The sequence below is a fragment of the Streptomyces sp. C10-9-1 genome (assembly GCF_024497955.1).
Classification (GTDB): domain Bacteria; phylum Actinomycetota; class Actinomycetes; order Streptomycetales; family Streptomycetaceae; genus Streptomyces; species Streptomyces sanyensis.
Genome location: NZ_JANHKP010000012.1, coordinates 213,682 through 237,060 on the forward strand (window position 1 = coordinate 213,682; position 23,379 = coordinate 237,060).

Sequence of the window (23,379 nt, forward strand, 5' to 3'; positions counted from 1 at the left end):
GCCACCGCCCCGGGCCCGCCCGCTCGGACCCGGGCGGGGGCGGGGCGGCGGCCCGAGAGCGGGAGAAGGGGTCTTACGGAGCGGTGACGCGCGGGCGTGGCCCACCGCCCGGACGGGGCCGGGGCTCCTACCGTGGCCGGTATGCGAGTTCTGGTCACCGGCGGTGCCGGGTTCATCGGGTCCCATGTGGTCGAGGCGCTGGCGGCGCGCGGCCACGAACCGGTCGTGTTCGACCTGCGGGAGGACGCCGCCGCGGACGTCCGCGACCGCGCCGCGGTGGCGGAGGCCCTGTCCGGCGCGGACGCGGTCTGCCACCAGGCCGCGATGGTCGGGCTCGGCAGCGGCGTCGCCGACGCGCCCGACTACGTCTCGCACAACGACCTCGGCACCGCCGTGCTGCTCTCGGCGATGGCCGAGGCGGGCGTGGCCCGGCTGGTGCTGGCCGGATCGATGGTGGTCTACGGGGAGGGCCGCTACCGCTGCGCCCGGCACGGCGGGGTGCGGCCGGGCCCGCGGGCGGTCGGGGACCTCGCGTCGGGGCGCTTCGAGCCGCCGTGCCCGGTGTGCGGCGACCCGCTGGAGCCGGCCGAGGTCACCGAGGACGCGTGCCCCGACCCGCGCAACGTCTACGCGGCCACCAAGCTGGCCCAGGAGCACCTGGCCGCCGCGTGGGCGCGTGCCACGGGCGGCTCGGCGGTGTCGCTGCGCTACCACAACGTCTACGGCCCGAGGATGCCCCGCGACACGCCGTACGCCGGCGTGGCCTCCTTCTTCCGCTCCGCCCTGGCCCGGGGCGAGGCGCCGCGGGTGTTCGAGGACGGCGGGCAGCGCCGTGACTTCGTCCACGTCCGGGACGTCGCGGAGGCCAACGCGGCCGCCCTGGAGGCGGACCCGGTCCCCGGGCTGCGCGTCTACAACGCCGGGAGCGGCACCCCGCGCACCGTCGGCGAGATGGCCGACGCCCTGGCGGCCGCCCACGGGGGGCCGCACCCCGTGGTGACCGGCGAGTACCGCCTGGGCGACGTGCGGCACATCACCGCGGACTCCTCCCGCCTGCGCGCCGAGCTCGGCTGGAAGCCGGGGGTCGACTTCGCCTCCGGGGTGCGGGAGTTCGCCCGCGCGCCGCTGCGGGAGGAGTGACGGCCCGCACCGGGCGCCCGGTGCGGGCCGTCAGTACGCGGCGGTGAGGCGCCGCGCCGGTCCGTCGACCGTCATGGTGCCGCCGTAGGGGACGACCACCTGCGGGTCGGTGTGGCCGAGGTCGACGTCGAACACCGCGGGGATGCCGGGGGCGTACTCGCAGAGCGCCCGGAGCACGGCCTCGCGCTGCTCCGCGCGGTAGCGGGCGCGCTCCCGCGGTCCGTTGGGCCGGTCGAGGTGCCATGCCTTCGCCCGGCCCATGACCAGGGCCGCGAACCGCTTCAGGAGCCCCCGCTCGCCCAGGGAGCGCAGGACGCGGTAGACCTCGGCGGCCCGCGGCATCTCCTCGGAGGTCTCCAGGAGCAGCACGCAGCCCTCGTAGGCCTCGGGCGGCAGGATGCCCCGGTCCGCCATCAGCAGCCAGGACAGGACCTCGATGTTGCCGCCCCAGGTGGGGCCCTCGACGCGCCGGTTCGGGTTGTGCCAGGTCCACGGTTCGGCCGGTTCGCTGTCGGGCTCGCGGTCGAGGGTGGCGGGGTCGGCCCAGTCGCCGGTGGCCGTGTCGATCCGGTCGGGTGCGGTCAGTTCGTGCGGACCGGATCCGAACAGCGCGGCCCGCAGGGAGCCGGCCGTCGACGGCGCCATGGCCGCGGGGCGGCCGAGCTGCACCATCACCGACCCCCCGTGGTAGCCGACGATGCCCAGGTTCCACAGCGTCACCAGCAGGTTGGTGTTGTCGCTGTACCCGAAGAAGGGCTTGGGGTGGGCGCGCAGCAGCTCCGTGTCGAGGTGGGGCGTCACCAGGATCTGGTCCTCGCCGCCGATGCTCGCGAAGACCGCCGTGATCCCGGGGTCGGCGAACGCGGCGTGGATGTCCGCTGCGCGCTCCTCGGGGGACGCCCCCGCCCGCCGCGTCGTCGGGTACTCCACCGGGACCAGGCCGAACTCCTCCCTCAGCCGGCGCAGTCCGAGCTCGTAGGGGGCCGGGAAGACGGCGGGCAGCCCGGCGGAGGGGGACAGGACGGCCACGGCGTCACCGGGCGAGGGCTTGGGGGGATGGCGCAGTGGGTGCATCCGCGGATGCTACGGGGCGGACGGCGCCGAAGCACCCGGTTCGACCTGCACGTCCGCCGGGCCGGAGCGGCCCGCCGGCGCCCCCGGCGCCGCCCCCTGCCGCGCGGGCCGTCACAGCCCCGCGGTCGGGAGCGTCACCTCGAAGCGGCAGCCGCCGGGGATGTTGCGGACGGTGGTCCGCCCCTGGTGCGCCTCCACGATGCCCCGGACGATGGCGAGCCCCAGGCCCGCCCCCGCGGGCGGGGTGCGGGCGTCGCTGCCCCGCCAGCCGGTGTCGAAGACCCGCGGCAGCTCCTCCTCGGGGATGCCGCCGCATCCGTCGGACACGGACACCACCACACCGTTGCCGGAGCGCTCCGCGGTCACCGCCACGGTCCCGTCCGCGGGGGTCCGGCGGATGGCGTTGACGAGCAGGTTGCCCAGCACCCGGCTCATCTCCGTGCTGTCCACCTCCACCGGCACCGCCTCGACGGCGGTGCCCACCAGCTTCACCCGGTGCTCCCGCGCCAGCGGGTCCGCGCCGGCCAGGGCGTCGCCCACCAGGTCGTGCAGGGAGATGCGGGCCGGGGTGAGCGCGAGGGTGCCCGCGTGGATGCGGGACAGCTCGAACAGATCGCCGACCATGCCGTTGAGCCGCTCGACCTCCGTCCTGATCTGCCGCAGGTAGCGGTCCGGGTCGGCGGCCACCCCGTCCTCCAGGGCCTCGGCCATCGCCCGCAGCCCCGCGAGCGGGGTGCGCAGGTCGTGGGAGATCCAGGCGACGAGCTCCCGCCGGGAGGACTCCAACGTCCTCTCGCGCTCCCGCGACTCGGCCAGCCGGGCGCTGGTGGCGGCCAGTTCGCCGCTGAGCGCGGCCAGTTCCGCCGTGGTCGGCCCGTCGGGTGCGTCGAAGGCCCCGCCGTCGCCGAAGGACCGGGCCGCCAGACGCAGCTCGTTGCTGCGGGCGACCACCCAGCGGCCGAGCAGCAGGGCCGTCGCCAGGGACACCACCGCGGCCATCGCCACCACCGTGGTGACCACCGCCAGGTCGTGCGGGGAAAGGAACATCGCCCAGGCCACGGCCAGCGTGCCGGCCAGCATCGCGGCCACGGCGACGGTGGCGACCACGGCCAGCGAGGCCGTGACGGAGCGGCGCCGCAGGGGCAGGAGCACGGCCGCGCCGAGCACCCCGGCGACGGCCGCCCCCATCAGGGCGTACAGGGCGATCAGCACGGTCTCGCTCACGGCCGGTCCCCGCCCTCGCCGGTGCCCGTGCCCGGGCCGGACGGTCCGCCGTCCGGCCCGCCCGCGGCCTCGAACCGGTAGCCCACGCCCCACACGGTCCGGATCAGCCGGGGCCGGGCGGGGTCGTCCTCGATCTTGCCGCGCAGGCGGCGCACATGGACGGTCACGGTGGACAGGTCGCCGAAGTCCCAGCCCCACACCTCCTGCATCAGGTCCTCGCGGCTGCAGGCCCGCCCCGGATGGCGCAGGAAGAAGGCCAGCAGGTCGAACTCGCGCAGGGTCAGCGAGAGCTCCGTCCCGCCCTTGCGGGCGCGCCGCGCCGCGGGGTCGACGGTGATGCCCGCCGCGCTCAGCGGGCGGCTGCTCTGCGGGGGGAGGGTCCGGCGGAGCACCGAGCCGACCCGCAGCACCAGCTCCCGGGGGCTGAACGGCTTGGTGACGTAGTCGTCGGCGCCCACCTCCAGCCCCATGACCCGGTCGTCCTCGTCCCCCCGGGCGGTGAGCATGATGACCGGCACCGGTCCGCGCCCCCGGAGCCGCCGGCACACCTCCAGCCCGTCCATACCGGGCAGCATCAGGTCGAGGACCACCAGGTCGGGCCAGTGCTCGGCGGCCCGCAGCAGGGCACCGGGACCGTCCCCGGCCCGGTCGACGGCGTAGCCCGCCCGGTCGAGGTACCCGGCGACCACCTCCGCCACCGTGGGGTCGTCGTCGACGACCAGGACACGCGCGGCCGTGCCGGCGCCATGCTGCTGGGGGGACTGCTGCTCCATGCGCCCAGCCTCGCACCGCGGTGCCGCCCGTGGGGGGTCCCGACCGGGCCGGGACGGCCGACGTCCGTGTTTCGTAAGGGCGAGGAGCCCGGTTTGCCCGATTAGGGTCCGTAGGGTGAGGCGTGTGACGACGCCCACAACACCTCCGGAAGCCGAGATCGTGCTCCCCTGCCTCGACGAGGCCGCCGCCCTGCCCTGGGTCCTGGCGCGCATCCCCTCGGGAATGCGCGCCATCGTGGTGGACAACGGCTCCACCGACGGCTCCGCCGACATCGCCCGGGAACTGGGCGCGCGGGTGGTCCACGAGTCCCGGCGCGGCTTCGGCGCCGCCTGCCACGCGGGCCTGGCCGCCGCCACCGCCGACATCGTGTGCTTCTGCGACTGCGACGCCTCCCTCGACCCCGGGAACCTGGTGCCGTTCGTGCGCCGGGTCCACGAGGGCGCGGCCGACCTCGTCCTCGGACGCCGGCGGCCCGAGAGCAGGGGCGCGTGGCCACTCCACGCCCGGGCGGGCAACCTCGCCCTGGCCCGGATGCTGCGCCGCCGCACCGGGCTCCGCCTGCACGACCTCGGCCCGCTGCGCGCCGCACGGCGGGAGGCGCTGCTCTCCCTCGGCCTGACCGACCGGCGCAGCGGCTACCCGCTCCAGATGGTCGTCCGCGCCGCCGACGCCGGGTGGCGGATCACCGAGCGGGACGTCCCCTACCGTCCGCGCACCGGCGCCTCCAAGGTGACCGGCACCTGGCGGGGCACCTGGGGGGCCGTCCGGGACATGCGCCGGGTGCTCGCCGAGCCCCCCGGGCAGGCGGAGCCGGCCGAGCCCGAGGCGGCGGGGGCGGTGCGGTGACCACCCTCCTCGTCATCGCCAAGGAACCGCGCCCCGGCCGGGTGAAGACGCGCCTCACCCCGCCCTACACCCCCGAGGAGGCGGCCCGGCTGGCCGCCGCGGCGCTCGCCGACACCCTGGGGGCGGTGGCCGCGGCCCCCGCCTCCCGCCGCGTCCTCGTCCTCGACGGGGCGCCGGGCCCCTGGCTGCCGCCCGGCTTCGACGTCCTCCCGCAGTGCGGCGGAGGCCTGGACGCCCGCCTGGCCGCCGCCTTCGCCGCCTGCGAGGGACCCGCCCTGCTGATCGGGATGGACACGCCGCAGGTCGCCCCCGAACTGCTGGCCGGAGCGCTGGACGGCCACGACGCCTGCTTCGGCCCCGCCGAGGACGGCGGTTTCTGGGCCCTGGGCCTCACCGCCCCCGACCCCGCCCTGCTGCGGGGGGTGCCCATGTCCACTCCCGCCACCGGGGCCGCCCAGCGAGCCCGGCTCGCCGCGGCGGGGCTGCGGGTGCGCGAACTGCCGCTGCTGCGTGACGTCGACACCGCGGAGGACGCCGAGGCGGTGGCGCGGCAGGCGCCCGGGAGCCGCTTCGCCGCCGAACTCGCCCTGCTGAGGAGGCCGGTCCACCCATGAGCACCCGACACGACCGGCCCTCCCGGGCCGCCTCCCGCTCCGCGACCTGGTCCGCCGAGCCCTATGCCGACGCCCTGCGGACCGGCCGCGGGCCGCTGTTCCTGCGCCGCCGCGACGGCTGGCTGCTGCCGCTGGACGTGGAGCGCTGGTGCGCGGGCCCGGACGCCGTCGACCTGGCGGTCCTGGAGCGCTGCGAAGGCGCCGTGCTCGACGTGGGATGCGGGCCCGGGCGGCTCGTCGGGGCCCTCGCCGCCCGCGGCCGCCGTGCCCTCGGCATCGACGTCAGCGACGCCGCGGTGGCCCGCACCGCGGCGCTCGGCGGCCATGCCCTGTGCCGCTCGGTGTTCGAGGCGCTGCCGGGCGAGGGCCGCTGGGACACCGCCCTGCTCCTCGACGGCAACCTCGGCATCGGGGGCGACCCCCGGGCCCTGCTGGACCGGCTGTCGGAGGTGGTCGCCCCGGAGGGGCTGCTGATCGCGGAGACCGCCCCGGTGGACGTCGACGAGCGCGCCGACGTCCACCTGGTACGCGGTGCCGACCCCCGGGCCGACGCCGGCTCCGCCTTCCCCTGGGCCCGGCTGGGCACCCCGGCCCTGCTGCGCCACGCCCGCGCGCTGGGCTGGGGCGCCGCCGATCAGTGGTCGGCCGGCGGCCGCTGCTTCGCCGCCCTGCGCAACCGGAGCGCCAGCAGCAGGCCGGAGGCGCCGAACAGGACGGCCGTGATGAGCAGCCAGCGGGCGGCGAACCCGTCCCCCGGCAGTCCCGTGCCCGCCTCGTAGCGTTCCGCCACCCGGCCGCTGATCAGGGGGAACCACAGCAGCAGGAGCAGCCCCGACAGGGCGGCCGGGACGCGCACGTACAGCACCGCGTCGCGGTGGCCCAGCGCGCCGAGGCCGTGCACCAGGGCGCGGTCCGCCGCCGTGTACAGCGGCAGCAGCACGAGGTCGTGCAGCAGGGCCGCGCCGACGAACCACAGCAGGATCCCGAACCAGTCGCCGGACAGCAGCCGCACCCCCGCGTAGCCCGCCAGGGCGAACGAGGCCGCCAGCAGCACCAGTTGCAGGGGACTGCCCGCAGCGGCGCGCAGCCGTTCCCGGGACGGGGGCACCGGTCGCAGGGAGCGCAGGGACCGCATCACGACCGCCCTCCGTCGGAGCCGGACAGGTCGCCGAAGTCCAGCCGGGTGACCCACTTGGTGTTGAGCACGCCGGGCGCGTTGGGGACGATCACCCGGGCGGGGAAGCCGTGGTCGGGGGTCAGGGGCTCGCCGTTGACGTCCAGTGCGAGCAGTGAGCGCCCGTCGGCCACCTGGTTGGCGCGCAGGGCCGCGACGCGGAACGAGCCGCGCCGCTGGAGCGACTCCACGAGCACGTCCGGCGGGTCCTCGGGGCGGTACCCGGCGAGTTCTGCGAGGTCCCGCAGGCGGACCCCGCGCCACCACTGGGCGGAGGTCGACCACCCCTCCACGCAGGCGATGGGCAGTGCCGCGCTGTGGAGCGGCAGCTCCAGCAGCCCGGCGCGGCTGAGGCGGACGGTGCCCGCCGGACCGGTGACGGTCAGCCGCCAGGCGTCCTCGGTGGTCTCGGCCGGGCGGATGCCCCGGGAGGCGGCCGTCTTGTTGATCTGGAAGCCGCCCGGTCCGCTCCCCGGGTCGGTCCACCCGTGGGGGGCCAGCAGGGCGGTGGTGCGCAGCGGGCCGTCGAAGCTGCGGCCCACCGTGGTGGCGAAGAGCAGCAGCGAGCCGCCGCCGACGAACCACAGGGCCCCGCGCCGGGACACCGTGGGCGCGTCGGGCCGGGGTGCCGCCAGGCCCGCCGGGTCGGGGTCCGCCGGGTCGGGGTCCGCCGGTGGGCCGCCGTCCCCGCCCTCCGGTCTCCCGGCGGTGGCCTCCGGCTTCCCGTCGCCGTCCCCAGGCCCTCCGGCGGCCTCCGGCGCGCCTCCGGGCGCCGGGCCCGCGGCCCCGCGGGTGCCCTCCGGGGGCCCTTCCGGGCCCGCCGGCGGCGGGGGAGGCGGTGCGGCCCCCCGGCGGTGCGCGCGCAGCGTGCGCAGCGCCGTCGGCGTCCGCAGCGCCGCATGGAGGGCGAACGCGGCGAAGAACACCCAGGCGCCGTAGAAGTGCAGCCGGTAGAAGGACCCGGGGAAGATGTAGTCCAACTGGATGTTGAGCAGCCCGGTGACGAACTGGAAGAGCGCACCGCCCACCAGCAGCAGCAGCGACAGCCGCTCCAGCCCGTGCGCCAGGGACCGGGCCGGGGGCATCGCGAACAGCTTCGGCACCACCGACCACAGCTTGGCCAGGAGAACCGGCACCAGCACCACGCCCAGCGTCACATGGACGCCCTGGGTGAACCGGTACAGCCACACCGGGTCGGTGGGCCAGTCGAACAGGTAGAAGCCCAGCAGGCCCTTGTCGGGCGTCTTGTCGTTCACCCGGGACAGGTCCGGGTTGTAGGCGGCGTACGACAGCAGACCGGTCACGAACAGCACCGTTATCCCGGCCAGCAGCACCACGCCGAGTACCGAGGTGAACCGGGTGCCGCGCAGGGGGCTGCGCCAGAACCGGGGCGAGGAGGGAAGCCTGTGCTCGTGCATGCCCCGACCGTAGGCCGCGAAGGGGGCCTTGGAGCGGGTGCGACTCATGACGAAACCCTGACGCCGGCCCCGCCGCGCCCGTTCGGGGGCCGTCGCGGGCCTAGCGTGCCGGGTGTGATCCGCTCGTGCCTGCGACGCGACCTGGCAGCCGCCTCGGTCGCCGCCCTCCTCGTCCTCGTGGCCGTGCTCGTCGGCCACTACGTCCAGAACACCCAGCACAACCTGTCCGTGCGATGGGCGCCCTTCGTCGCGACCTGGAACCCCCACGTCGGGCCGGGCACCGCGGCGGCCCCGCTGGTCGCCGCGGCCGTGATCGCGTACGGCCCCCCGCTCGCGGACCGGCTGCCCTGGCGCGGGCTGCTGCCGGGCCTCTGGGCTGCGGCCATGGCGTGGATCTGGTCGCTGGCCCTGATCGACGGCTGGTGGCGGGGCGTCGCCGTCAAGCTGACGACCCGGTACGAGTACCTCCAGGTGATCGACCGCTTCGACGACATCCCGGCCACACTGCGCACCTTCAACGACCACATCCTGATCGGCACCCCCGACAACTGGCCCCCGCACATCGCGGGCCACCCGCCCGGCGCGACGCTCACCTTCGTGCTGCTCGACCGGATCGGCCTCGGCGGGGGAGCCTGGGCGGGCGCGTTCGTCATCACCGCCGGCGCCTCGGCGGCCGTGGCGGTGGCGGTGGCCGTGCGGGCCCTGGCCGGCGAGCGCCTGGCCCGGCGCGCGGCGCCCTTCCTCGCCCTGGTCCCCGGCGCCGTGTGGATGGGGACCTCGGCCGACGCCTACTTCGCCGGGGCCGCCTGCTGGGCCGTCGCCCTGCTGGCCCTGGCCGTCACCCGCCGCTCGCCCTGGTGGGCCTCCGCCTCGGGGCTGCTGTTCGGCTGGTGCCTCTACCTCTCCTACGGCTTCACCCTGCTCGCCCTCGTCGCCGGGGGCGTGCTGTTCCTCGGGCGGCGGCGGCTGAGGGAGCGGCCGCTGCTGCTCGTGCACCTGGTGGCGGGGCTGGCCGTGGCCCCGGTGGCGTTCACCCTGCTGGGCTTCGCCTGGTGGGAGGCGTACCCCCTGCTCGTCGAGCGCTACCACCAGGGGGTGGGCGGCACCCGGCCCTACTGGTACTGGGTGTGGGCCAACCTCGCGCTGGCGGTGGTGATCACCGGACTCGCCACGGCGCCCGGTCTCCGCCGCACCGGGGCGGCGCTGCGCGCGGAGCCCCGGGGGGCGCTCACCGCGCCGGGCACCGGCGGCGAGGACGCGGCCGCCGCACGGCTCGCCGTGCTGGTCGCCGCGGTCCTGCTGGCGATCGCGGCGGCGGACCTGTCGGGGATGAGCAAGGCGGAGACGGAACGGATCTGGCTGCCGTTCGCGATGTGGCTGCTGCCCGCCTGCGCCTTCCTGCCCCGGCCCCGCGGGTGGCTGGCGGCCCAGGCGGTCCTGGCGCTGCTGGTCAACCACCTGCTGCTGACCAGCTGGTGACGCGGGGCCACGCGCGGGCGCCGACCGCCCCGCCTCTGCCCCGCGCGCCGCCCTCCCGCCCCTGCGCCGGCGGCCCGCTGCCGACCGTACGCAGCGCACCGGGCCCGGGGACTGCCGGACCCGGGCAGTGCCCGGCGGACCGCTCCTCGGGCAGAATCGGGGGACCGGAGCGCCGGACGCATCCGTCCGCCACGCTCCCGCCCCGCGCACCCGCCCGCATCGGACGGGCGTGCGGCGGACGCACGACGACACGGGGGAGGACCGGGGATGGAACGGCGCAGACTGCGCTCGGGCGCGGTGGTGCTCGGAGGGATGGGGCTGCTCGCGGCCACGCTCACGGCCTGCGGGTCGGAGCCCGACAGACGCTGCGTGGACCCCTCGTCCTACGACGTGCTGCCCGACTCCAGGTGCCGCGACAACCGCGGCGGCGGGGGCAGCGGCAGTGGTACCTACTACTACGGCGGGACCGTGAAGAACGGCAAGGTCTCCGGCGGCAGCTTCAGCAAGTCCGCCGTCAGCCGCGGCGGCTTCGGCAAGTCCGGCTCCGGGTCCGGCGGAGGCTGAGGCACTCAGTGGAACGCCACACCATCGAGCCCCGCCCCGGCTGGCAGGAGACGGTCGAGGCACAGGGCTGCGTCTACCCGCTCACCCGCCACCCCGACGACTCCCTGCGCCCCTACTGGGACGAGAGCGCCTACTACGCCTTCTCGCTGCCCGAGGTGGAGGTGCTGGAGGAGGTCGTCGAGGAACTGCACGCGATGTCGCTGGCCGCCGCCGCGCACATCGTGGAGAAGGACCGCTTCGCCGAACTGGGCGTCACCGACCCGCAGGTGGCCCGCCTGGTGGCCGAGTCCTGGCACCGCCGCGAGGAACTGCCCTCCCTGTACGGGCGGTTCGACCTCCACTACGACGGCACCGGCCCGGCGCGGATGCTGGAGTACAACGCCGACACGCCGACCTCGCTGGTCGAGGCCGCCAGCCCGCAGTGGTTCTGGATGGAGGAGCGCTTCCCCGGCGCCGACCAGTGGAACTCCCTCCACGAGCGCCTCGTCGCCGCCTGGCGGCGCAACAGGCCCCTGCTCCCGCCCGGGCCCGTCCACTTCGTCCACACCGAGGACGACACGTGCGGCGAGGACCTCATGACGGCCGCCTACCTCCGCGAGACCGCCGAGCAGGCCGGCCTGGAGACGGTGGCGCTCTCCGTCGAGCGGATCGGCTGGGACCGCATCTCCGGCCGCTTCGTCGACGAGCACCTGCGCTTCATCCGCTGCTGCTTCAAGCTCTACCCGTGGGAGTGGCTGGTCGCGGACCGCTTCGGCCCGCACGTCGTCGAGACCCTCGACAACGGCGGCGGCACCGGCTCCACCTGCTGGATCGAGCCCGCCTGGAAGATGCTGCTGTCCAACAAGGCACTGCTGGCGATCCTGTGGGAGCTCTACCCGGGCCACCCCAACCTGCTGCCCGCCTACCTGGACGGCCCCCGCGAACTCGCCGCGGGGCCCGGCTGGGCGGCGAAGCCGCTGCTCGGCAGGGAGGGCGCCGGGGTGAGCATCCATCCGCCCGGCTCACCCGCCGCGCCGCGGGACGAGCCCTGCTGCTACCAGGAGTTCGCGCCGCTGCCGGACTTCGACGGCAACCGCGTGGTGCTGGGGGCCTGGGTGGTCGACGGCGAGGCCGCCGGACTGGGAATCCGGGAGTCCGAGGGCCTGGTGACGGACGGCTACGCCCGCTTCCTGCCGCACCTCATCCGCTGAGGCGCTCCCCGGCCGCGGGCAGCGACTCCAGCAGCACCTCCCGCAGTCGCGCCAGCCCCCAGTCCAGGTCCTCCTCGGAGATCACCAGCGGCGGGGCGATGCGGAGCGTCGGGCCGTGGGTGTCCTTCACCAGGACACCCCGGTCCAGCATCCGCTCGGCCACCTCCCGCCCGGTGCCCGCCTCCGGCGGCACGTCCACACCGGCCCACAGACCCCGCCCGCGCACCGCCTCCAGGGCGCCCGCCTCCAGCAGCGCCCCCAGCTCCCGGTGCAGGCGGTCGCCCAGGTCCGCGGCCCGCCACTGGTACTCGCCGCCGCGCAGCATCGCGATCACCTCCAGGGCGACCGCGCAGGCCAGGGGGCTGCCGCCGAAGGTCGACCCGTGCTCACCGGGCCGGAACACCCCCAGTACCTCGGCCGAGGACACGACGGCGGACACGGGCACGATCCCCCCGCCCAGCGCCTTGCCCAGCACGTAGACGTCGGGCACCACGTCCTCGTGCTCGCAGGCGAAGGTCCGCCCGGTCCGCCCGAGGCCCGACTGGACCTCGTCCGCGATGAACAGCACCCCGCGCTCCCGGGTGAGCCGGCGCACCTCGGGCAGATAGCCCTCGGGCGGCACGCGGACCCCCGCCTCGCCCTGGATCGGTTCCAGCAGCACCGCCACCGTGTTCGCCGACAGCGCCGCCTCCAGCGCGGTCGCGTCGCCGTAGGGGACGATCTCGAAGCCCGGGGTGTAGGGCCCGAAGTCCGCGCGGGCGGCGTGGTCGGTGGAGAATCCGACCAGGGTCGTCGTCCGGCCGTGGAAGTTGCCGCCCGCCACGATGATCTTCGCCTGCCCCTGCGGAACGCCCTTGACCCGGTACCCCCACTTCCTGGCGGTCTTCACCGCCGTCTCCACCGCCTCCGCGCCCGTGTTCATCGGCAGCACGCTCTCCATGCCGCACAGCTCGGCCAGCTGCGCGCAGAACGCCCCGAAGAGGTCGTGGTGGACGGCCCGGGAGGTGAGCGCCACCCGGCCCAGCTGGGCGGTGGCGGCCTCCACCAGGCGCCGGTTGCCGTGGCCGAAGTTCAGCGCCGAGTAGCCCGCCAGCAGATCCAGGTAGCGGCGGCCCTCCACGTCGGTCAGCCACGCCCCCTCGGCGGAGGCCACGACGAGCGGGAGCGGGTGGTAGGTGTGCGCGCAGTGCGCCTCGGCTGCGGCCATCGCGGAGGCCGTGGCATCCGGGCGAGGGGGCCCGGCGGAGGGGGCGGAGCCCGTCGGGCCCGGCGCGGTCGTGTCGGGCAGGGGCGCCGGGGAGGGGGAGGAGGCGGTCGACACGGGGTGCTCCGATCGTCGGTGCGGGCCGTTCGGCGGCGGGCCCGGCCGCGGGGACGGGCCCCCGCCTCCATCGTCGCTCGCCCGGCGGGCGGACGGCGCCCGGACGGGGTGGCCCCGCGGGGCGCCGCGCCCCGTGCGGGACGCGCCGCCCGCGGGCCGGGACGGGCGGCCGAGCGCCGCCCCGCACCTGAGACAATGGTCCGCATGGCCTCCTCTGACCCGACGCCCGCCGCAGACCACCGCCCGCAGGGGGACGGCTCCGCCCCGCCGGCCCGCCCGCGCGTGCTCTCCGGCATCCAGCCGACCGCCGGCTCGTTCCACCTCGGCAACTACCTCGGTGCCGTCCGCCAGTGGGTCGCGCTCCAGGACACCCACGACGCCTTCTACATGGTCGTGGACCTGCACGCGATCACCGTCCCGCAGGACCCCGCGGAGCTGCGCGCCAACACCCGCCTCGCGGCCGCCCAGCTGCTGGCCGCCGGGCTGGACCCCGAGCGCTGCACCCTCTTCGTGCAGAGCCACGTGCCCGAGCACGCGCAGCTGGCCTGGGTGATGAACTGCCTGACGGGCTTCGGCGAGGCCTCCCGGATGACGCAGTTCAAGGACAAGTCCGCCAAGCAGGGCGCGGACCGGGCGTCGGTCGGCCTGTTCACCTACCCGATCCTCCAGGTCGCGGACATCCTGCTGTACCAGGCGCACGAGGTCCCCGTCGGCGAGGACCAGCGCCAGCACATCGAGCTGACCCGCGACCTCGCCGAGCGCTTCAACAGCCGCTTCGGCCGGACCTTCACCGTGCCCAGGCCGCACATCCTGAAGGAGGTCGCGAAGATCTACGACCTCCAGGACCCGTCGATCAAGATGAGCAAGTCGGCCTCCACCCCGAAGGGCCTGATCAACCTGCTCGACGAGCCCAGGACCACGGCGAAGAAGGTGAAGAGCGCGGTGACCGACACCGACACCGTGATCCGCTACGACGCCGAGGCCAAGCCGGGCGTCAGCAACCTGCTCACCGTCTACTCCACCCTCACGGGTGCCTCCGTCGCGGAACTGGAGCAGAAGTACGAGGGCAAGGGCTACGGTGCGCTCAAGACCGACCTGGCCGAGGTGATGGTCGACTTCGTCACACCGTTCCGGACCCGGACCCAGCAGTACCTCGACGACCCGGAGACGCTGGACTCGCTCCTCGCCAAGGGGGCGGAGAAGGCACGGAGCGTGGCCGCGGAGACCCTGGCCAGCGCATACGACAAGGTGGGATTCGTCCCGGCCAAGCACTGAGGCCGCCGGGGCGGCACATTGACGGCCCCCGCCGCGGACGCGGGCCGTCACGGCCCCGTCACGGAGCACTCCCGCGGCGGGGCCGGGACCACCGGCCCGAGTCCGAGGGCTCTGGCCACGACACGGGTGGAGCCGCCACACTGGCGGCGGACCCTCCGGTCCGCGCACGACCCGGCAGCGCCCCGGGCGGTGCGGACCGGGGACCGGCAGAACGACGACCGAGTACGCAGAGGAGAACGACGTGGGGACCGTAACGCTCGGCGTTTCGATCGCGGTCCCGGAGCCACACGGCAGCCTGCTCCAGGACCGCCGCGCGGGCTTCGGGGACCCCGCCGCCCACGGCATCCCGACCCACGTCACCCTGCTGCCCCCGACCGCGGTGGACGCCGCGCTGCTGCCCGCCGTCGAGGCGCACCTGGCGGCGGTCGCGGCGGGCGGCCGCCCCTTCCGGATGAGGCTGTCCGGCACGGGCACCTTCCGGCCGCTGTCGCCCGTGGTCTTCGTCCAGGTCGTCGAGGGCGGCTCCGCCTGCTCCTGGCTCCAGGAGCGGGTGCGGGACGCCTCCGGGCCGCTGGCGCGCGAGCTCCAGTTCCCGTACCACCCGCACGTCACGGTCGCCCACGGCATCTCCGAGGAGGCCATGGACCGGGCGTACGCGGAGCTCTCCGAGTACGCGGCCCAGTGGACCTGCTCCTCCTTCGCCCTGTACGAGCAGGGCGCCGACGCGGTCTGGCGCAAGCTGCGCACCTTCGCCTTCGGCGGCGGGATCGCCGGCGTCCCCGCGCAGGGCTCACCGGTGGACGAGCACGCCACCACCTGAGCCCCGCCGCATCCCGGGAGCCCCGCTCCGCCCGGCGCTCTGTTCGACTCCTCCCCTCCCGGCGGGTCGCGGGTACTGCGCGCGCGCCCACCGGGTAGGCGTAGCCGCATGGACTGGCTGATCAAGCTCCCCGTCGTCGGCCCTCTCGTGGAGCGCCTGATGCGCACCCACGCCTGGCGCAGCTACGAGACCCTCGACCGGGTGCACTGGACCCGGCTCGCCGCGGCCATCACCTTCCTGAGCTTCCTCGCCCTGTTCCCGCTGATCACGGTCGCCGCGTCGATCGTGGCGGCCACCCTGGACCAGAACGCGCTCGACACCCTGGACGAGAAGCTGTCGGAGCAGGTCCCGGGCATCTCCGACCAGCTCGACATCGACGCCCTGGTCAGCAACGCCGCCACGGTCGGAGTGGTCGCCGGTGCGCTGCTGCTGCTGACGGGCGTGAGCTGGATCGGCTCCATGCGGGAGTGCCTGCGCGCGGTGTGGGAGCGCGACGACGAGGACGAGGGCAACCCGATCGTCCGCAAGGCCAAGGACCTCGGCGTGCTCGCCGGGCTCGGCGGCATCGGCCTCGCCTCCTTCGCCGCGTCCACCCTCGGCTCGTCGGCCGTCGGTCGCGCCGCGGACGTCCTGGACATCGGCGGGGGCGGTGCCGGGGGAGCGCTGCTGAGGGCGGCCGCCATCGCCGTCGCCGTGATGGCCAACTTCCTGATCCTGCTCTACCTGCTCACCCTGCTGCCCGGGGTGCGGCCGCCCCGCCGCCGCCTCGTGGTCGCCGCACTGATCGGAGCGGCCGGATTCGAGCTGCTGAAGTTGCTGCTCAGCGGCTATATCAGCGGGGTGGCCTCGCGGAGCATGTACGGCGCGTTCGGTGTGCCGATCGCCCTGCTGCTGTGGATCAACTTCACCGCGAAACTGCTGCTGGCCTGCGCCGCCTGGACCGCCACCCCCTCCAGGGAGGCCGCGGACGCCGACGGGTCCGCCGGCGGCGGCGAGGACGGCGGCGGTTCCGCGGGAGGCGGCGGGGGCCGGCCCCCGCACGCGGCCGACGGCCCCGGCGACGGCGTCGAGACACCCGCCGGACCCGTCACCGTCACCCGGCCCGTCACGGACGCGGGGGGTCCTCCCCCCGGTCGGGCAGGGGCCAGCGGCGCTTGACCAGGAACGCCGCGGCGGCCAGCAGGATCAGCACGCCGCCCGCGACGGCCAGCGCGATCCCCATGCCGCTCGACCCGGTCTGCGCGGCGGCCACCGGGTCGGACGGCCCGCTCGCGCCGTCCGCGTCCTCGCGCACCGGCTCGACGTCGCTCGGCTCCTCGGCCGACCGCGGGGCGACCAGCTCCCCGACCGGCGTCACCTTCCCCGAGGCGGCGAAGCCCCAGTCCAGGAGGCGGGCCGCCTCCTTGTAGACCGCCTGGCTCTCCTCGGAGTCCGGGTTCATCACCGTGACCAGCAGCACCCGGCCGTTCCGTTCGGCGACCCCGGTGAACGTGGAACCGGCGTGGGTGGTGTTGCCGTTCTTGACGCCCGCGATGCCCTTGTACGGGCTCACCCCGCTCTCCCCCGTGAGCAGGCGGTTGGTGTTCTGGATGGCGAAGCTCTCCCGCTTCTTGCCCGGCTTCTGCTCGCCCGGGAACTGCGCCGTCACCGTGGAGCAGTACTCCCGGAAGTCCTTCTTCTGGAGACCGCTGCGGGCGATCAGCGTCAGGTCGTAGGCGGAGGAGACCTGGCCCGGCTCGTCGTAGCCGTCCGGGGAGACCACCGTGGTGTCCAGGGCCTGGAGCTCCTCGGCGTGCGCCTGCATGTCCCGGACCGTCTTGTCGAGGCCGTCGTTCATGGCGGCCAGCACGTGCACCGCGTCGTTCCCGGAGCGGAGGAACACCCCGAGCCACAGGTCGTGCACCGAGTAGCTGTGGTCCTCCTTCACCCCCACCAGGCTGCTGCCCTCCCCGACGCCCGCGAGCTCCTCGTCGGTCACCGTGTGCACGGCGTCCTTGGGCAGCCTGGGCAGCAGCGTGTCGGCGAACAGCATCTTCATGGTGGAGGCGGGGGGCAGCCGCCAGTGGGCGTTGTGGCTCGCGAGGACCTGGCCGCTCTCGGCGTCGGCGACGATCCAGGACCGGCCGGTGACCTCCTTCGGCAGCACGGGCGCACCGGCACGGAGGTTCACCTGGGTGCCCGGCTTGCCGAGCTGGACACCGCCGACGGTGGACATGGCGGCCGGGGGCTGCGGCTGCTTCTTCTCCCCGGGCTTCTCGTCGTGCACCGCGGCGAGCGCGGGAGCGGTGGTCAGGGCGGGTACCAGCGCGGCGGCGGCGACCACCGGCGCGGCCCGCCGCACGGCGGCTTTGAGGGCGGCAGACAGAGCAGACACGGACGAGAACGTACAGGGCGCACCGGAAAATATGGAGATCGGCCCGCTGACCCGCCGGGGCCGACGCCGGGACGGAGCACCCCGGGGCACGGGCCGACCCGGCGCCCGCGATACTTGACCCATGAAGCTCAGCCGCCCGGTGTCCTGGTTCCTGCTCGCCTTCGGGGCGTGGAGCTGGTTCATCTGGATCTCTTTCGTCAGGAATCTCTACAAGGACGGGAGCGGGCTGGCCTTCGACGACGCGGGCGAGGCGACCGGCTACTTCTGGGTCCATCTGCTGCTGGCCGTGACGTCCTTTGTCCTGGGGACGGTTGTAGGGGCCATCGGGTTGCGCGGCGTGCGCGCCCTGCGCCGTGAGCGCACCGACAAGGGGTAGGGGAAACCGTCCATGGTGGCTGTCGCCGTGCTCGTGATCATTCTGGTCGTCGCCGTGTTCGCCGGAGCGCACTGGTACGTGTGGCGTCGCCTGGTCCGCGACACCACCGCTCCCCGCAGCGCGGTCCGCCGCCTCGGCACGGCGGCGATCTGGGTGCTGCCGGTGCTGACCGTCGGCGCGTTCACCGCCGGGCGCGTCGACGCGCCCTTCTGGCTGGAGCAGGTCCTGGCCTGGCCCGGCTACCTCTGGCTCCCGGTCCTGCTCTACGTGATCCTGGCCCTGCTCGTCGGCGAGGTCGTCCGCCCGCTGCTGATGCGGTTCCTCGCCCGCCGCGGGCGCGGAGCGTCCGTGCCCGCCGCCGAGGCCGCCGCGCCCGCGGAGGCGGCCGTGGGGGCCGCCGCCGTTCGGGCCGGAGCGGGCGCCGGAGCGGCCCCCGCCCCCGCCGCGCCCCCGGCACCGGCCGGCCCGCCCGCCGCGACGGGCCCCGGGGGCCCGGACACCGCCCCGCCCCCCGCGGCCCCGCCCGCCGGACCCTCGCGGCGCCTGTTCGTCTCCCGCGTGGTCGGCGGCGCCGCCGCGGCCGCCGCGCTCGGGACCGTCGGCCACGGCACCTACGGCGTGCTGCGCGGCCCCCGCGTCAAGCGGGTCACCGTGCCGCTGGCCAAACTGCCGCGCGCCGCGCACGGCTACCGGATCGCGGTCGTCAGCGACATCCACCTCGGCCCGATCCTGGGCCGGGCCCACACCCAGCGCATCGTGGACGCCGTCAACGCGGCGCAGCCGGACCTGGTCGCGATCGTCGGCGACATGGTCGACGGCACGGTCGAGAACCTCGGCCCGGCCGCCGAGCCGCTGACGCAGCTCCGCGCCCGCCACGGCTCGTTCTTCGTGACCGGCAACCACGAGTACTTCTCCGGCGCCGACGCCTGGGTCGACCACGTGCGCGAGCTGGGCCTGCGCCCGCTGCGCAACGAACGCGTCGAGATCGCGGGCGGCTTCGACCTCGCGGGCGTGGACGACGTCGCGGGCGAGTCCTTCGGCCAGGGCCCGGACTTCGCCGCGGCACTGGGCGACCGGGACCGGGCCCGCGCCGCCGTCCTGCTGGCCCACCAGCCCGTGGTGATCCACGACGCCGTGGAGCACGGCGTGGACCTCCAGCTCTCCGGCCACACCCACGGCGGGCAGCTCTGGCCCGGCAACCACCTCGCCGAGCTGGCCAACCCGACGGTCGCCGGGCTGGAGCACTACGGCGACACCCAGCTCTACGTCACCCGCGGCGCGGGCGCCTGGGGGCCGCCGGTCCGGGTCGGAGCCGAGTCGGACATCACCCTCGTCCAGCTCGCCTCCCGCCGGGCCTGAGCACCGGGAGGCAGGGGCACACGGCCGGGGCCCCGGCCGCGCCGCTCCGCGGGGCTGCACGGCCGGTCGGGGCGTGTCACCCGCCGGCGTTGGACGGTGCACCGGCACTGCTGCTCAGCTGGGCGAGGACCGCCCCGACCGACCTGAGCGAGGTGCCCCGGTGGCGCCCCCCCGTCCTGAGGAGGTACGCCTGACCTCCTTCAAGAGCTACACCGGCCAGTGCCTGCCGCTGCACGACCTCAGGGTGCTGATCGGACGCAACGGCAGTGGCAAGGCCGTGGCGCTCAGGTGCGGGCCGAGGGTCCGGAGGGCTTCTCGCCGCCGGCCCGCCCGGGTCCGGGCCCCTCGTCCCCCGGTTCGTCCCGCCTCGCCTCCGCCCCGGTCCCGCCGCCCGCTCCCGCGGTGCGGCGGGAGGCCGCCGCCTGGGCCATCCCGGGGAGGAAGTCGCTGAACAGCTCGTGGACTTCGCGTACCAGCGGCCGCAGCACCCGGAAGCGGGCCAGCGCCACGCCGCGCCCGGTGAGGCGGGCGCCCCGTACGGCGAGGCGGCGGCTGCGCTCGCTGCCCTCGGAGCGGTCGAACACCCAGTACAGGACCAGGCCCATCTGCGAGAGCCACATCAACTCGGGCAGGATGTCCCGCAGTTCCTCGGCCACCTTCGCCTTCGATCCGGCGAGCACCTCCCGGTGGATCGCGATGGCCGCCTCGCGGGCATGCTCGGACTCGGGGGAGAAGGGGCTCAGCGGGCTCTCCGGGTCGGCGGCGTTCTTGAAGAACTGCGCGGCGAACTCGTGGTAGGGCGCGGCGATGTCGAGCCAGGCGGTGAGCACCCCGGCCATCCGCGCCTCGAAGTCCTTCTCCGCTTCCAGCACGGGCCGGACCGCGACGCGGTGCTCCTCGGCGATCCGGTCGTAGAAGCCCTGGACGAGGTGTTCCTTGGAGGCGAAGTAGTAGTAGGCGTTCCCGACGGAGACCCCGGCCTCCTTGGCGATGGCCCGCATCGTGGTCTTGTCGTAGCCGCGCTCCTGGAAGAGCCGCAGGGCGGTCTCCAGGATCAGGGTCCGGGTCTGCTCGCTCTTCGGGGTCCGGGCCTCGCCGGACGCGGGCGCCTTGGCCGCGGAGTCCCCGGACGCCGCAGGGCTCCCGGACGCCGCGGCGCCCCCGGACGCCTTGGGCTTCCCCGGCGCCGCGGCGCCCCCCGCCGCCGCGGTGCCGGGAGAGGCCCCGGCGCCGGCGGACGCCGGGGTGCCGGGGGTGGTCGGGGTGCCGGGGGACTTCGCGTTGCTCACGGGCACCGAGCCTAACCGGGTGCGGCGCACTGCTCGCCACAGGGAGCGGTGCTCTCCGGTGCGGCTGCGGACGGCGTCGGGCCGCCCGCGGTGCCCGGCCCCCGGGCCGCGCGGTACTTCGCCGCGGCGAGCATCGTGGCGCGGACGAACGGCGCCCCGGCCGGGGTGGCCAGCCAGTGGGCGCGCGGCCGGTGCCCGGCCAGTGCCCACAGGCAGACGACCCAGGCGGCCTGGCCCGTCCACACCTGACCGCGGTCGCCGATGACGGTGATCTCGCGGAGGGTGCGGGCGTGGTCCAGCTCCGGGAAGCGGCTCCGTGCGGCGGCGGAACCGGCGGCCACCGCCCGCAGCGGGGTGAGCTGCGGCTGCCGCAGCAGCCAGTTCCTGAGGTGGACGCAGAGCCCGCAGTCCGCGTCGTAGAGGATCGTGAGCCCCGACACCGGTGTGCTCAGCATGGTCACACCTGCGCGGTGCCGGCGGCGGGCGGGTTCCAGGGGGCGGGGGCGGCGTCCGACTGCCTGGTCCACCCCTGGGGGCCGACCGGCGGCGTCTGCTCGCGCTCCATGACGCCCCGGCGCCGGATCCTGTTGAGGACGTAGACGTTGCCGAGGTGCATCACGCCGAGGACCAGCAGCACCACACCGATCTTCACCGACAGCGCCTCGAACAGCCCCCGGGCGTCGGCGACGGCCTCGGCGGCCTTGAGGTAGAGGGCCACGAAACCGAGGTTCACCAGGTAGAAGCCCACGACGAGCAGATGGTTGACGGCATCGGCGAGCTTCTCGTTCCCCTTCAGCACGTCGGCGAGGAAGATCTTCCCGTTCCTGCTGAGGGTCTGCGCCACCCAGACGGTGAGCGCCCCGCTGATCAGCAGGTAGACGACGTACGCGATGACAGTGAGGTCCATCCCCCACCCTCCCTTGAACCTGTTCAAAAGCTGGCGGTGACGACTCTAGACCTCCTTTTGAACATGTTCAAGCCGAGGGTTCGCCGGTTGCGGGGCGGGGGTGGGGGCCGTGTGCTCCGTGCGGGGGGCGCGTGGCGGCGGTGGGGCGGGTGCGCCCGCCCGAAGCGGTGAATATGCCCCCGGAATGGGGTGATGCGCGGGAGGCGCCCGGTCTCCGGGGCAGAGCTGCCCTTGATCATCTTCTCCGGTCCGGGCGGCGCCCCCGGCGCCCGCCCGCGCCCCCACACGAAGGAACGCCGTGAACCTGAAACTCGCCGCCCGCCCTCGCAGAGCCGCCCTCGCGGGCCTGCTGTCGCTGGTGACGGCCGCCGCCGCCTGGGCCGCTCCCGTGACCTCCGCAGCCGCCCAGGAAGGCCGGGTCAAGGGATGGGGTGCCAACGCCAACTACCAGCTCGGCGGCACCCTCACCACCTCCAAGTACAAGCCCGTGACCGTCCCCGGGGTGACCGGGGGCAGCGTCGAGGCCCTCGCCGCCGGCTACCACCACAGCCTGGCGCTGCTCTCCAACGGCACGGTGGAGAGCTGGGGGCGCAACGGCGAAGGGCAGCTCGGCATCGGCAGCACCGCCGCCCAGGACCAGGCGTCCACGGTCGCCGGGCTCCGCGGGGTGGTGGCCGTGGCCGCGGGCAGCAACCACAGCCTGGCGCTGCTCGCGGACGGCACCGTACGGGCCTGGGGCCTCAACAGCTCCGGGCAGCTCGGGGACAACACCACCGCGACCCGCACCGTCCCGGTCGTCGTCTCGGGGCTGACCAACGTCGAGGCCATCGCCGCGGGCGGCGCGCACAGCCTGGCCGTGCTCGCCGACGGCACCGTCAGGGCCTGGGGACTCAACGGCAACGGCCAGCTCGGGGACGGCTCCACCGCCACCCGCACCACCCCGGTGACCGTGAGCGGCCTGGACAACGTCCGCAGCGTGGCCGCGGGGAACAACCACAGCCTCGCCCGGCGGGCCGACGGCACGGTATGGGCCTGGGGCCGCGGATCGGAGGGGCAGATCGGGGACAACGCCACCGCACAGCGCCTCACCCCGGTCCAGGCCGACGGGATCGGCACCGCCCGCGACATCAGCGCCGGTGTCCACCACAGCGTCGCGCGCCTCGCCAACGGCACCGTCGTGGCCTGGGGGTACAACGCCCAGGGGCAGATGGGCGACGGCACCACCACCAACCGCCCCGCGCCCATCGTCCTGGACGGTGCCGAGCAGATCCGGGCCGTCTCCGCGGGCGGCTACCACACGCTGGTCCTCGACCGGGAGGGTCGCGTCCGGGCCGTCGGCTACAACAACAACGGGCAGATCGGCGACGGCGCCACCGCCAACCGCACCGCCCTCACCGAGCCGGTGAACAGCCTCAGCAGCGTGTCGCTGATCGCCGGAGGCGGCGAGTTCAGCCTCGCGGGCTGATCCGGTCCGCTGCGGGCCGACCCGGTCCGCTCGGGCGCGTGCGGGGCCGGCCGTCCGGCCCCGCACCTACATGCTGCTGACCGACCGCGCGTAGTTGACCTGCCCCATCACCTGCTGGAACGTGTGCGGGCCGGTGGCCGGGATCATCGTCGAGTGGTGCTTGCCGCCGCTGGTGACGGTGACCTGGACGAACCCGGTCGTCGTCTTCTCCTTCATCAGCAGGAACAGCAGCCCCAGGAGGCAGAAGACGAAGAACACGACGGCGAGCACGATGGCGTGGGTGGGGATCTTCTCCTCGGTGCGCGACATGTCCGTCGCGTTCCACACCGCACCCTTCAGCGGCAGCGTGCCCGCCGGGGTGACGATCCCGTCGGGGAGCACCGTGATGTCCCCGATGGACACCAGCGGCTGACCTCCCGCCGGCACCGGGGCCCCGCCCGGGTGGGACGGCAGCGCCACGCCCCCGGGCTGCGTCATGGCGTAGGGCGGGGTGGAGCCGTCGGCGAGGGTCGGGTTCTGCGGGTAGCCGTACGGTCCCGACGCCGGTCCCGGATAGCCGTACCCGGGCGCGCCGGGCGGCTGGGACGGGCCCCAGTTGTACTCCGGCTCCCCTTCGCGGTACGGATTCGCCTCGGTCATTGTTCTCCCCGCTTCCCTGCCTGTCAGACGGTCCCCTGATCCTGCCAGTTCCGCACC

The 23,379-nt window shown here is 75.2% G+C and carries 23 protein-coding genes; 13 read left to right on the plus strand and 10 right to left on the minus strand.

The features are described from left to right. Positions 1-141: 141 nt before the first annotated feature. Complete coding sequence (locus tag NPS70_RS19190; RefSeq protein ID WP_256525533.1) at positions 142-1,140, plus strand: NAD(P)-dependent oxidoreductase; 999 nt, start codon at positions 142-144, stop codon at positions 1,138-1,140. A 30-nt stretch (positions 1,141-1,170) separates the two neighbouring features. Here the strand turns inward: NPS70_RS19190 and NPS70_RS19195 are convergent, their stop codons facing one another. The 3 genes from NPS70_RS19195 to NPS70_RS19205 form a co-directional block, all read right to left on the minus strand. Continuing rightward, a complete protein-coding gene (locus NPS70_RS19195) occupies positions 1,171-2,214 on the minus strand; it encodes a S66 peptidase family protein (RefSeq protein ID WP_256525534.1) in 1,044 nt (347 codons plus the stop codon). 111 nt (positions 2,215-2,325) lie between these two features. Next, the gene (locus NPS70_RS19200) at positions 2,326-3,438 is read right to left on the minus strand and encodes a HAMP domain-containing sensor histidine kinase (RefSeq protein ID WP_256525535.1); all 1,113 of its coding nucleotides are present in this window, start codon (positions 3,436-3,438) and stop codon (positions 2,326-2,328) included. Further along, entirely contained in the window at positions 3,435-4,211 is a 777-nt protein-coding gene (locus NPS70_RS19205; RefSeq protein WP_256525536.1) for a response regulator transcription factor, read from the minus strand. Before NPS70_RS19205 ends, NPS70_RS19200 begins: the two co-directional genes overlap by 4 nt. A gap of 124 nt (positions 4,212-4,335) precedes the next feature. Here NPS70_RS19205 and NPS70_RS19210 point away from each other — a divergent pair, with 124 nt between their 5' ends. Genes NPS70_RS19210 through NPS70_RS19220 form a run of 3 tightly spaced genes read left to right on the plus strand, consistent with a single transcriptional unit; the run spans position 4,336 to position 6,451 of the window. Continuing rightward, entirely contained in the window at positions 4,336-5,058 is a 723-nt protein-coding gene (locus NPS70_RS19210; RefSeq protein ID WP_256525537.1) for a glycosyltransferase family 2 protein, read from the plus strand. Continuing rightward, positions 5,055-5,672, plus strand: coding sequence for a DUF2064 domain-containing protein (locus tag NPS70_RS19215; RefSeq protein ID WP_256525538.1), 618 nt, complete (start codon positions 5,055-5,057; stop codon positions 5,670-5,672). Before NPS70_RS19210 ends, NPS70_RS19215 begins: the two co-directional genes overlap by 4 nt. After that, complete coding sequence (locus NPS70_RS19220; protein ID WP_256525539.1) at positions 5,669-6,451, plus strand: bifunctional 2-polyprenyl-6-hydroxyphenol methylase/3-demethylubiquinol 3-O-methyltransferase UbiG; 783 nt, start codon at positions 5,669-5,671, stop codon at positions 6,449-6,451. The genes NPS70_RS19215 and NPS70_RS19220 overlap by 4 nt, the downstream gene beginning before the upstream one ends. A gap of 355 nt (positions 6,452-6,806) precedes the next feature. Here NPS70_RS19220 and NPS70_RS19225 read toward each other — a convergent pair whose 3' ends face one another. Beyond that, positions 6,807-8,264 (minus strand): molybdopterin-dependent oxidoreductase, encoded by a 1,458-nt coding sequence (locus NPS70_RS19225; RefSeq protein WP_256525540.1) that lies wholly within the window; start codon positions 8,262-8,264, stop codon positions 6,807-6,809. A 105-nt stretch (positions 8,265-8,369) separates the two neighbouring features. On the opposite strand from NPS70_RS19225, the gene NPS70_RS19230 reads away from it, so the two are divergent. From NPS70_RS19230 to NPS70_RS19240, 3 genes are all read left to right on the plus strand, one after another. Then, positions 8,370-9,743, plus strand: coding sequence for a hypothetical protein (locus NPS70_RS19230; RefSeq protein WP_374212026.1), 1,374 nt, complete (start codon positions 8,370-8,372; stop codon positions 9,741-9,743). Between the two features lie 267 nt (positions 9,744-10,010). Then, positions 10,011-10,307 (plus strand): hypothetical protein, encoded by a 297-nt coding sequence (locus NPS70_RS19235; protein WP_256525542.1) that lies wholly within the window; start codon positions 10,011-10,013, stop codon positions 10,305-10,307. Positions 10,308-10,315: 8 nt separating this feature from the next. After that, positions 10,316-11,497, plus strand: a complete 1,182-nt coding sequence (locus NPS70_RS19240; RefSeq protein ID WP_256525543.1) for a glutathionylspermidine synthase family protein — start codon at positions 10,316-10,318, stop codon at positions 11,495-11,497. Here NPS70_RS19240 and rocD read toward each other — a convergent pair. Beyond that, on the minus strand, positions 11,487-12,704 hold the full coding sequence (gene rocD / locus NPS70_RS19245; protein WP_256525544.1) for an ornithine--oxo-acid transaminase: 1,218 nt from the start codon (positions 12,702-12,704) through the stop codon (positions 11,487-11,489). The genes NPS70_RS19240 and rocD overlap by 11 nt on opposite strands. A gap of 396 nt (positions 12,705-13,100) precedes the next feature. On the opposite strand from rocD, the gene trpS reads away from it, so the two are divergent. The 3 genes from trpS (at position 13,101) to NPS70_RS19260 (ending at position 16,071) form a co-directional block, all read left to right on the plus strand. Further along, positions 13,101-14,093, plus strand: coding sequence for a tryptophan--tRNA ligase (trpS, locus tag NPS70_RS19250; protein ID WP_256525571.1), 993 nt, complete (start codon positions 13,101-13,103; stop codon positions 14,091-14,093). Between the two features lie 241 nt (positions 14,094-14,334). Next, positions 14,335-14,913, plus strand: a complete 579-nt coding sequence (locus NPS70_RS19255) for a 2'-5' RNA ligase family protein (RefSeq protein ID WP_256525545.1) — start codon at positions 14,335-14,337, stop codon at positions 14,911-14,913. Positions 14,914-15,021: 108 nt separating this feature from the next. Beyond that, complete coding sequence (locus NPS70_RS19260; protein ID WP_256525546.1) at positions 15,022-16,071, plus strand: YihY/virulence factor BrkB family protein; 1,050 nt, start codon at positions 15,022-15,024, stop codon at positions 16,069-16,071. Here NPS70_RS19260 and NPS70_RS19265 read toward each other — a convergent pair. Continuing rightward, positions 16,019-17,470, minus strand: a complete 1,452-nt coding sequence (locus NPS70_RS19265; protein WP_256525547.1) for a D-alanyl-D-alanine carboxypeptidase — start codon at positions 17,468-17,470, stop codon at positions 16,019-16,021. The genes NPS70_RS19260 and NPS70_RS19265 overlap by 53 nt on opposite strands. Here NPS70_RS19265 and NPS70_RS19270 point away from each other — a divergent pair. Both NPS70_RS19270 and NPS70_RS19275 read left to right on the plus strand, forming a co-directional pair. Then, positions 17,409-17,663 (plus strand): SCO4848 family membrane protein, encoded by a 255-nt coding sequence (locus tag NPS70_RS19270; protein WP_256525548.1) that lies wholly within the window; start codon positions 17,409-17,411, stop codon positions 17,661-17,663. The genes NPS70_RS19265 and NPS70_RS19270 overlap by 62 nt on opposite strands. A 12-nt stretch (positions 17,664-17,675) precedes the next feature. After that, the gene (locus NPS70_RS19275; protein WP_256525549.1) at positions 17,676-19,022 is read left to right on the plus strand and encodes a metallophosphoesterase; all 1,347 of its coding nucleotides are present in this window, start codon (positions 17,676-17,678) and stop codon (positions 19,020-19,022) included. A gap of 284 nt (positions 19,023-19,306) precedes the next feature. On the opposite strand, the gene NPS70_RS19280 is transcribed toward NPS70_RS19275, so the two are convergent. From NPS70_RS19280 to NPS70_RS19290, 3 genes are all read right to left on the minus strand, one after another. Beyond that, entirely contained in the window at positions 19,307-20,080 is a 774-nt protein-coding gene (locus NPS70_RS19280; RefSeq protein ID WP_256525572.1) for a TetR/AcrR family transcriptional regulator, read from the minus strand. Positions 20,081-20,322: 242 nt separating this feature from the next. Further along, positions 20,323-20,766 (minus strand): thiol-disulfide oxidoreductase DCC family protein, encoded by a 444-nt coding sequence (locus NPS70_RS19285; protein WP_256525550.1) that lies wholly within the window; start codon positions 20,764-20,766, stop codon positions 20,323-20,325. A 2-nt stretch (positions 20,767-20,768) separates the two neighbouring features. Next, positions 20,769-21,218, minus strand: a complete 450-nt coding sequence (locus NPS70_RS19290) for a hypothetical protein (protein WP_256525551.1) — start codon at positions 21,216-21,218, stop codon at positions 20,769-20,771. Positions 21,219-21,516: 298 nt separating this feature from the next. On the opposite strand from NPS70_RS19290, the gene NPS70_RS19295 reads away from it, so the two are divergent. Continuing rightward, positions 21,517-22,683, plus strand: a complete 1,167-nt coding sequence (locus NPS70_RS19295) for a hypothetical protein (RefSeq protein ID WP_256525552.1) — start codon at positions 21,517-21,519, stop codon at positions 22,681-22,683. A 66-nt stretch (positions 22,684-22,749) separates the two neighbouring features. Here NPS70_RS19295 and NPS70_RS19300 read toward each other — a convergent pair whose 3' ends face one another. Further along, complete coding sequence (locus NPS70_RS19300) at positions 22,750-23,322, minus strand: hypothetical protein (RefSeq protein WP_256525553.1); 573 nt, start codon at positions 23,320-23,322, stop codon at positions 22,750-22,752. Positions 23,323-23,379: the final 57 nt, after the last annotated feature.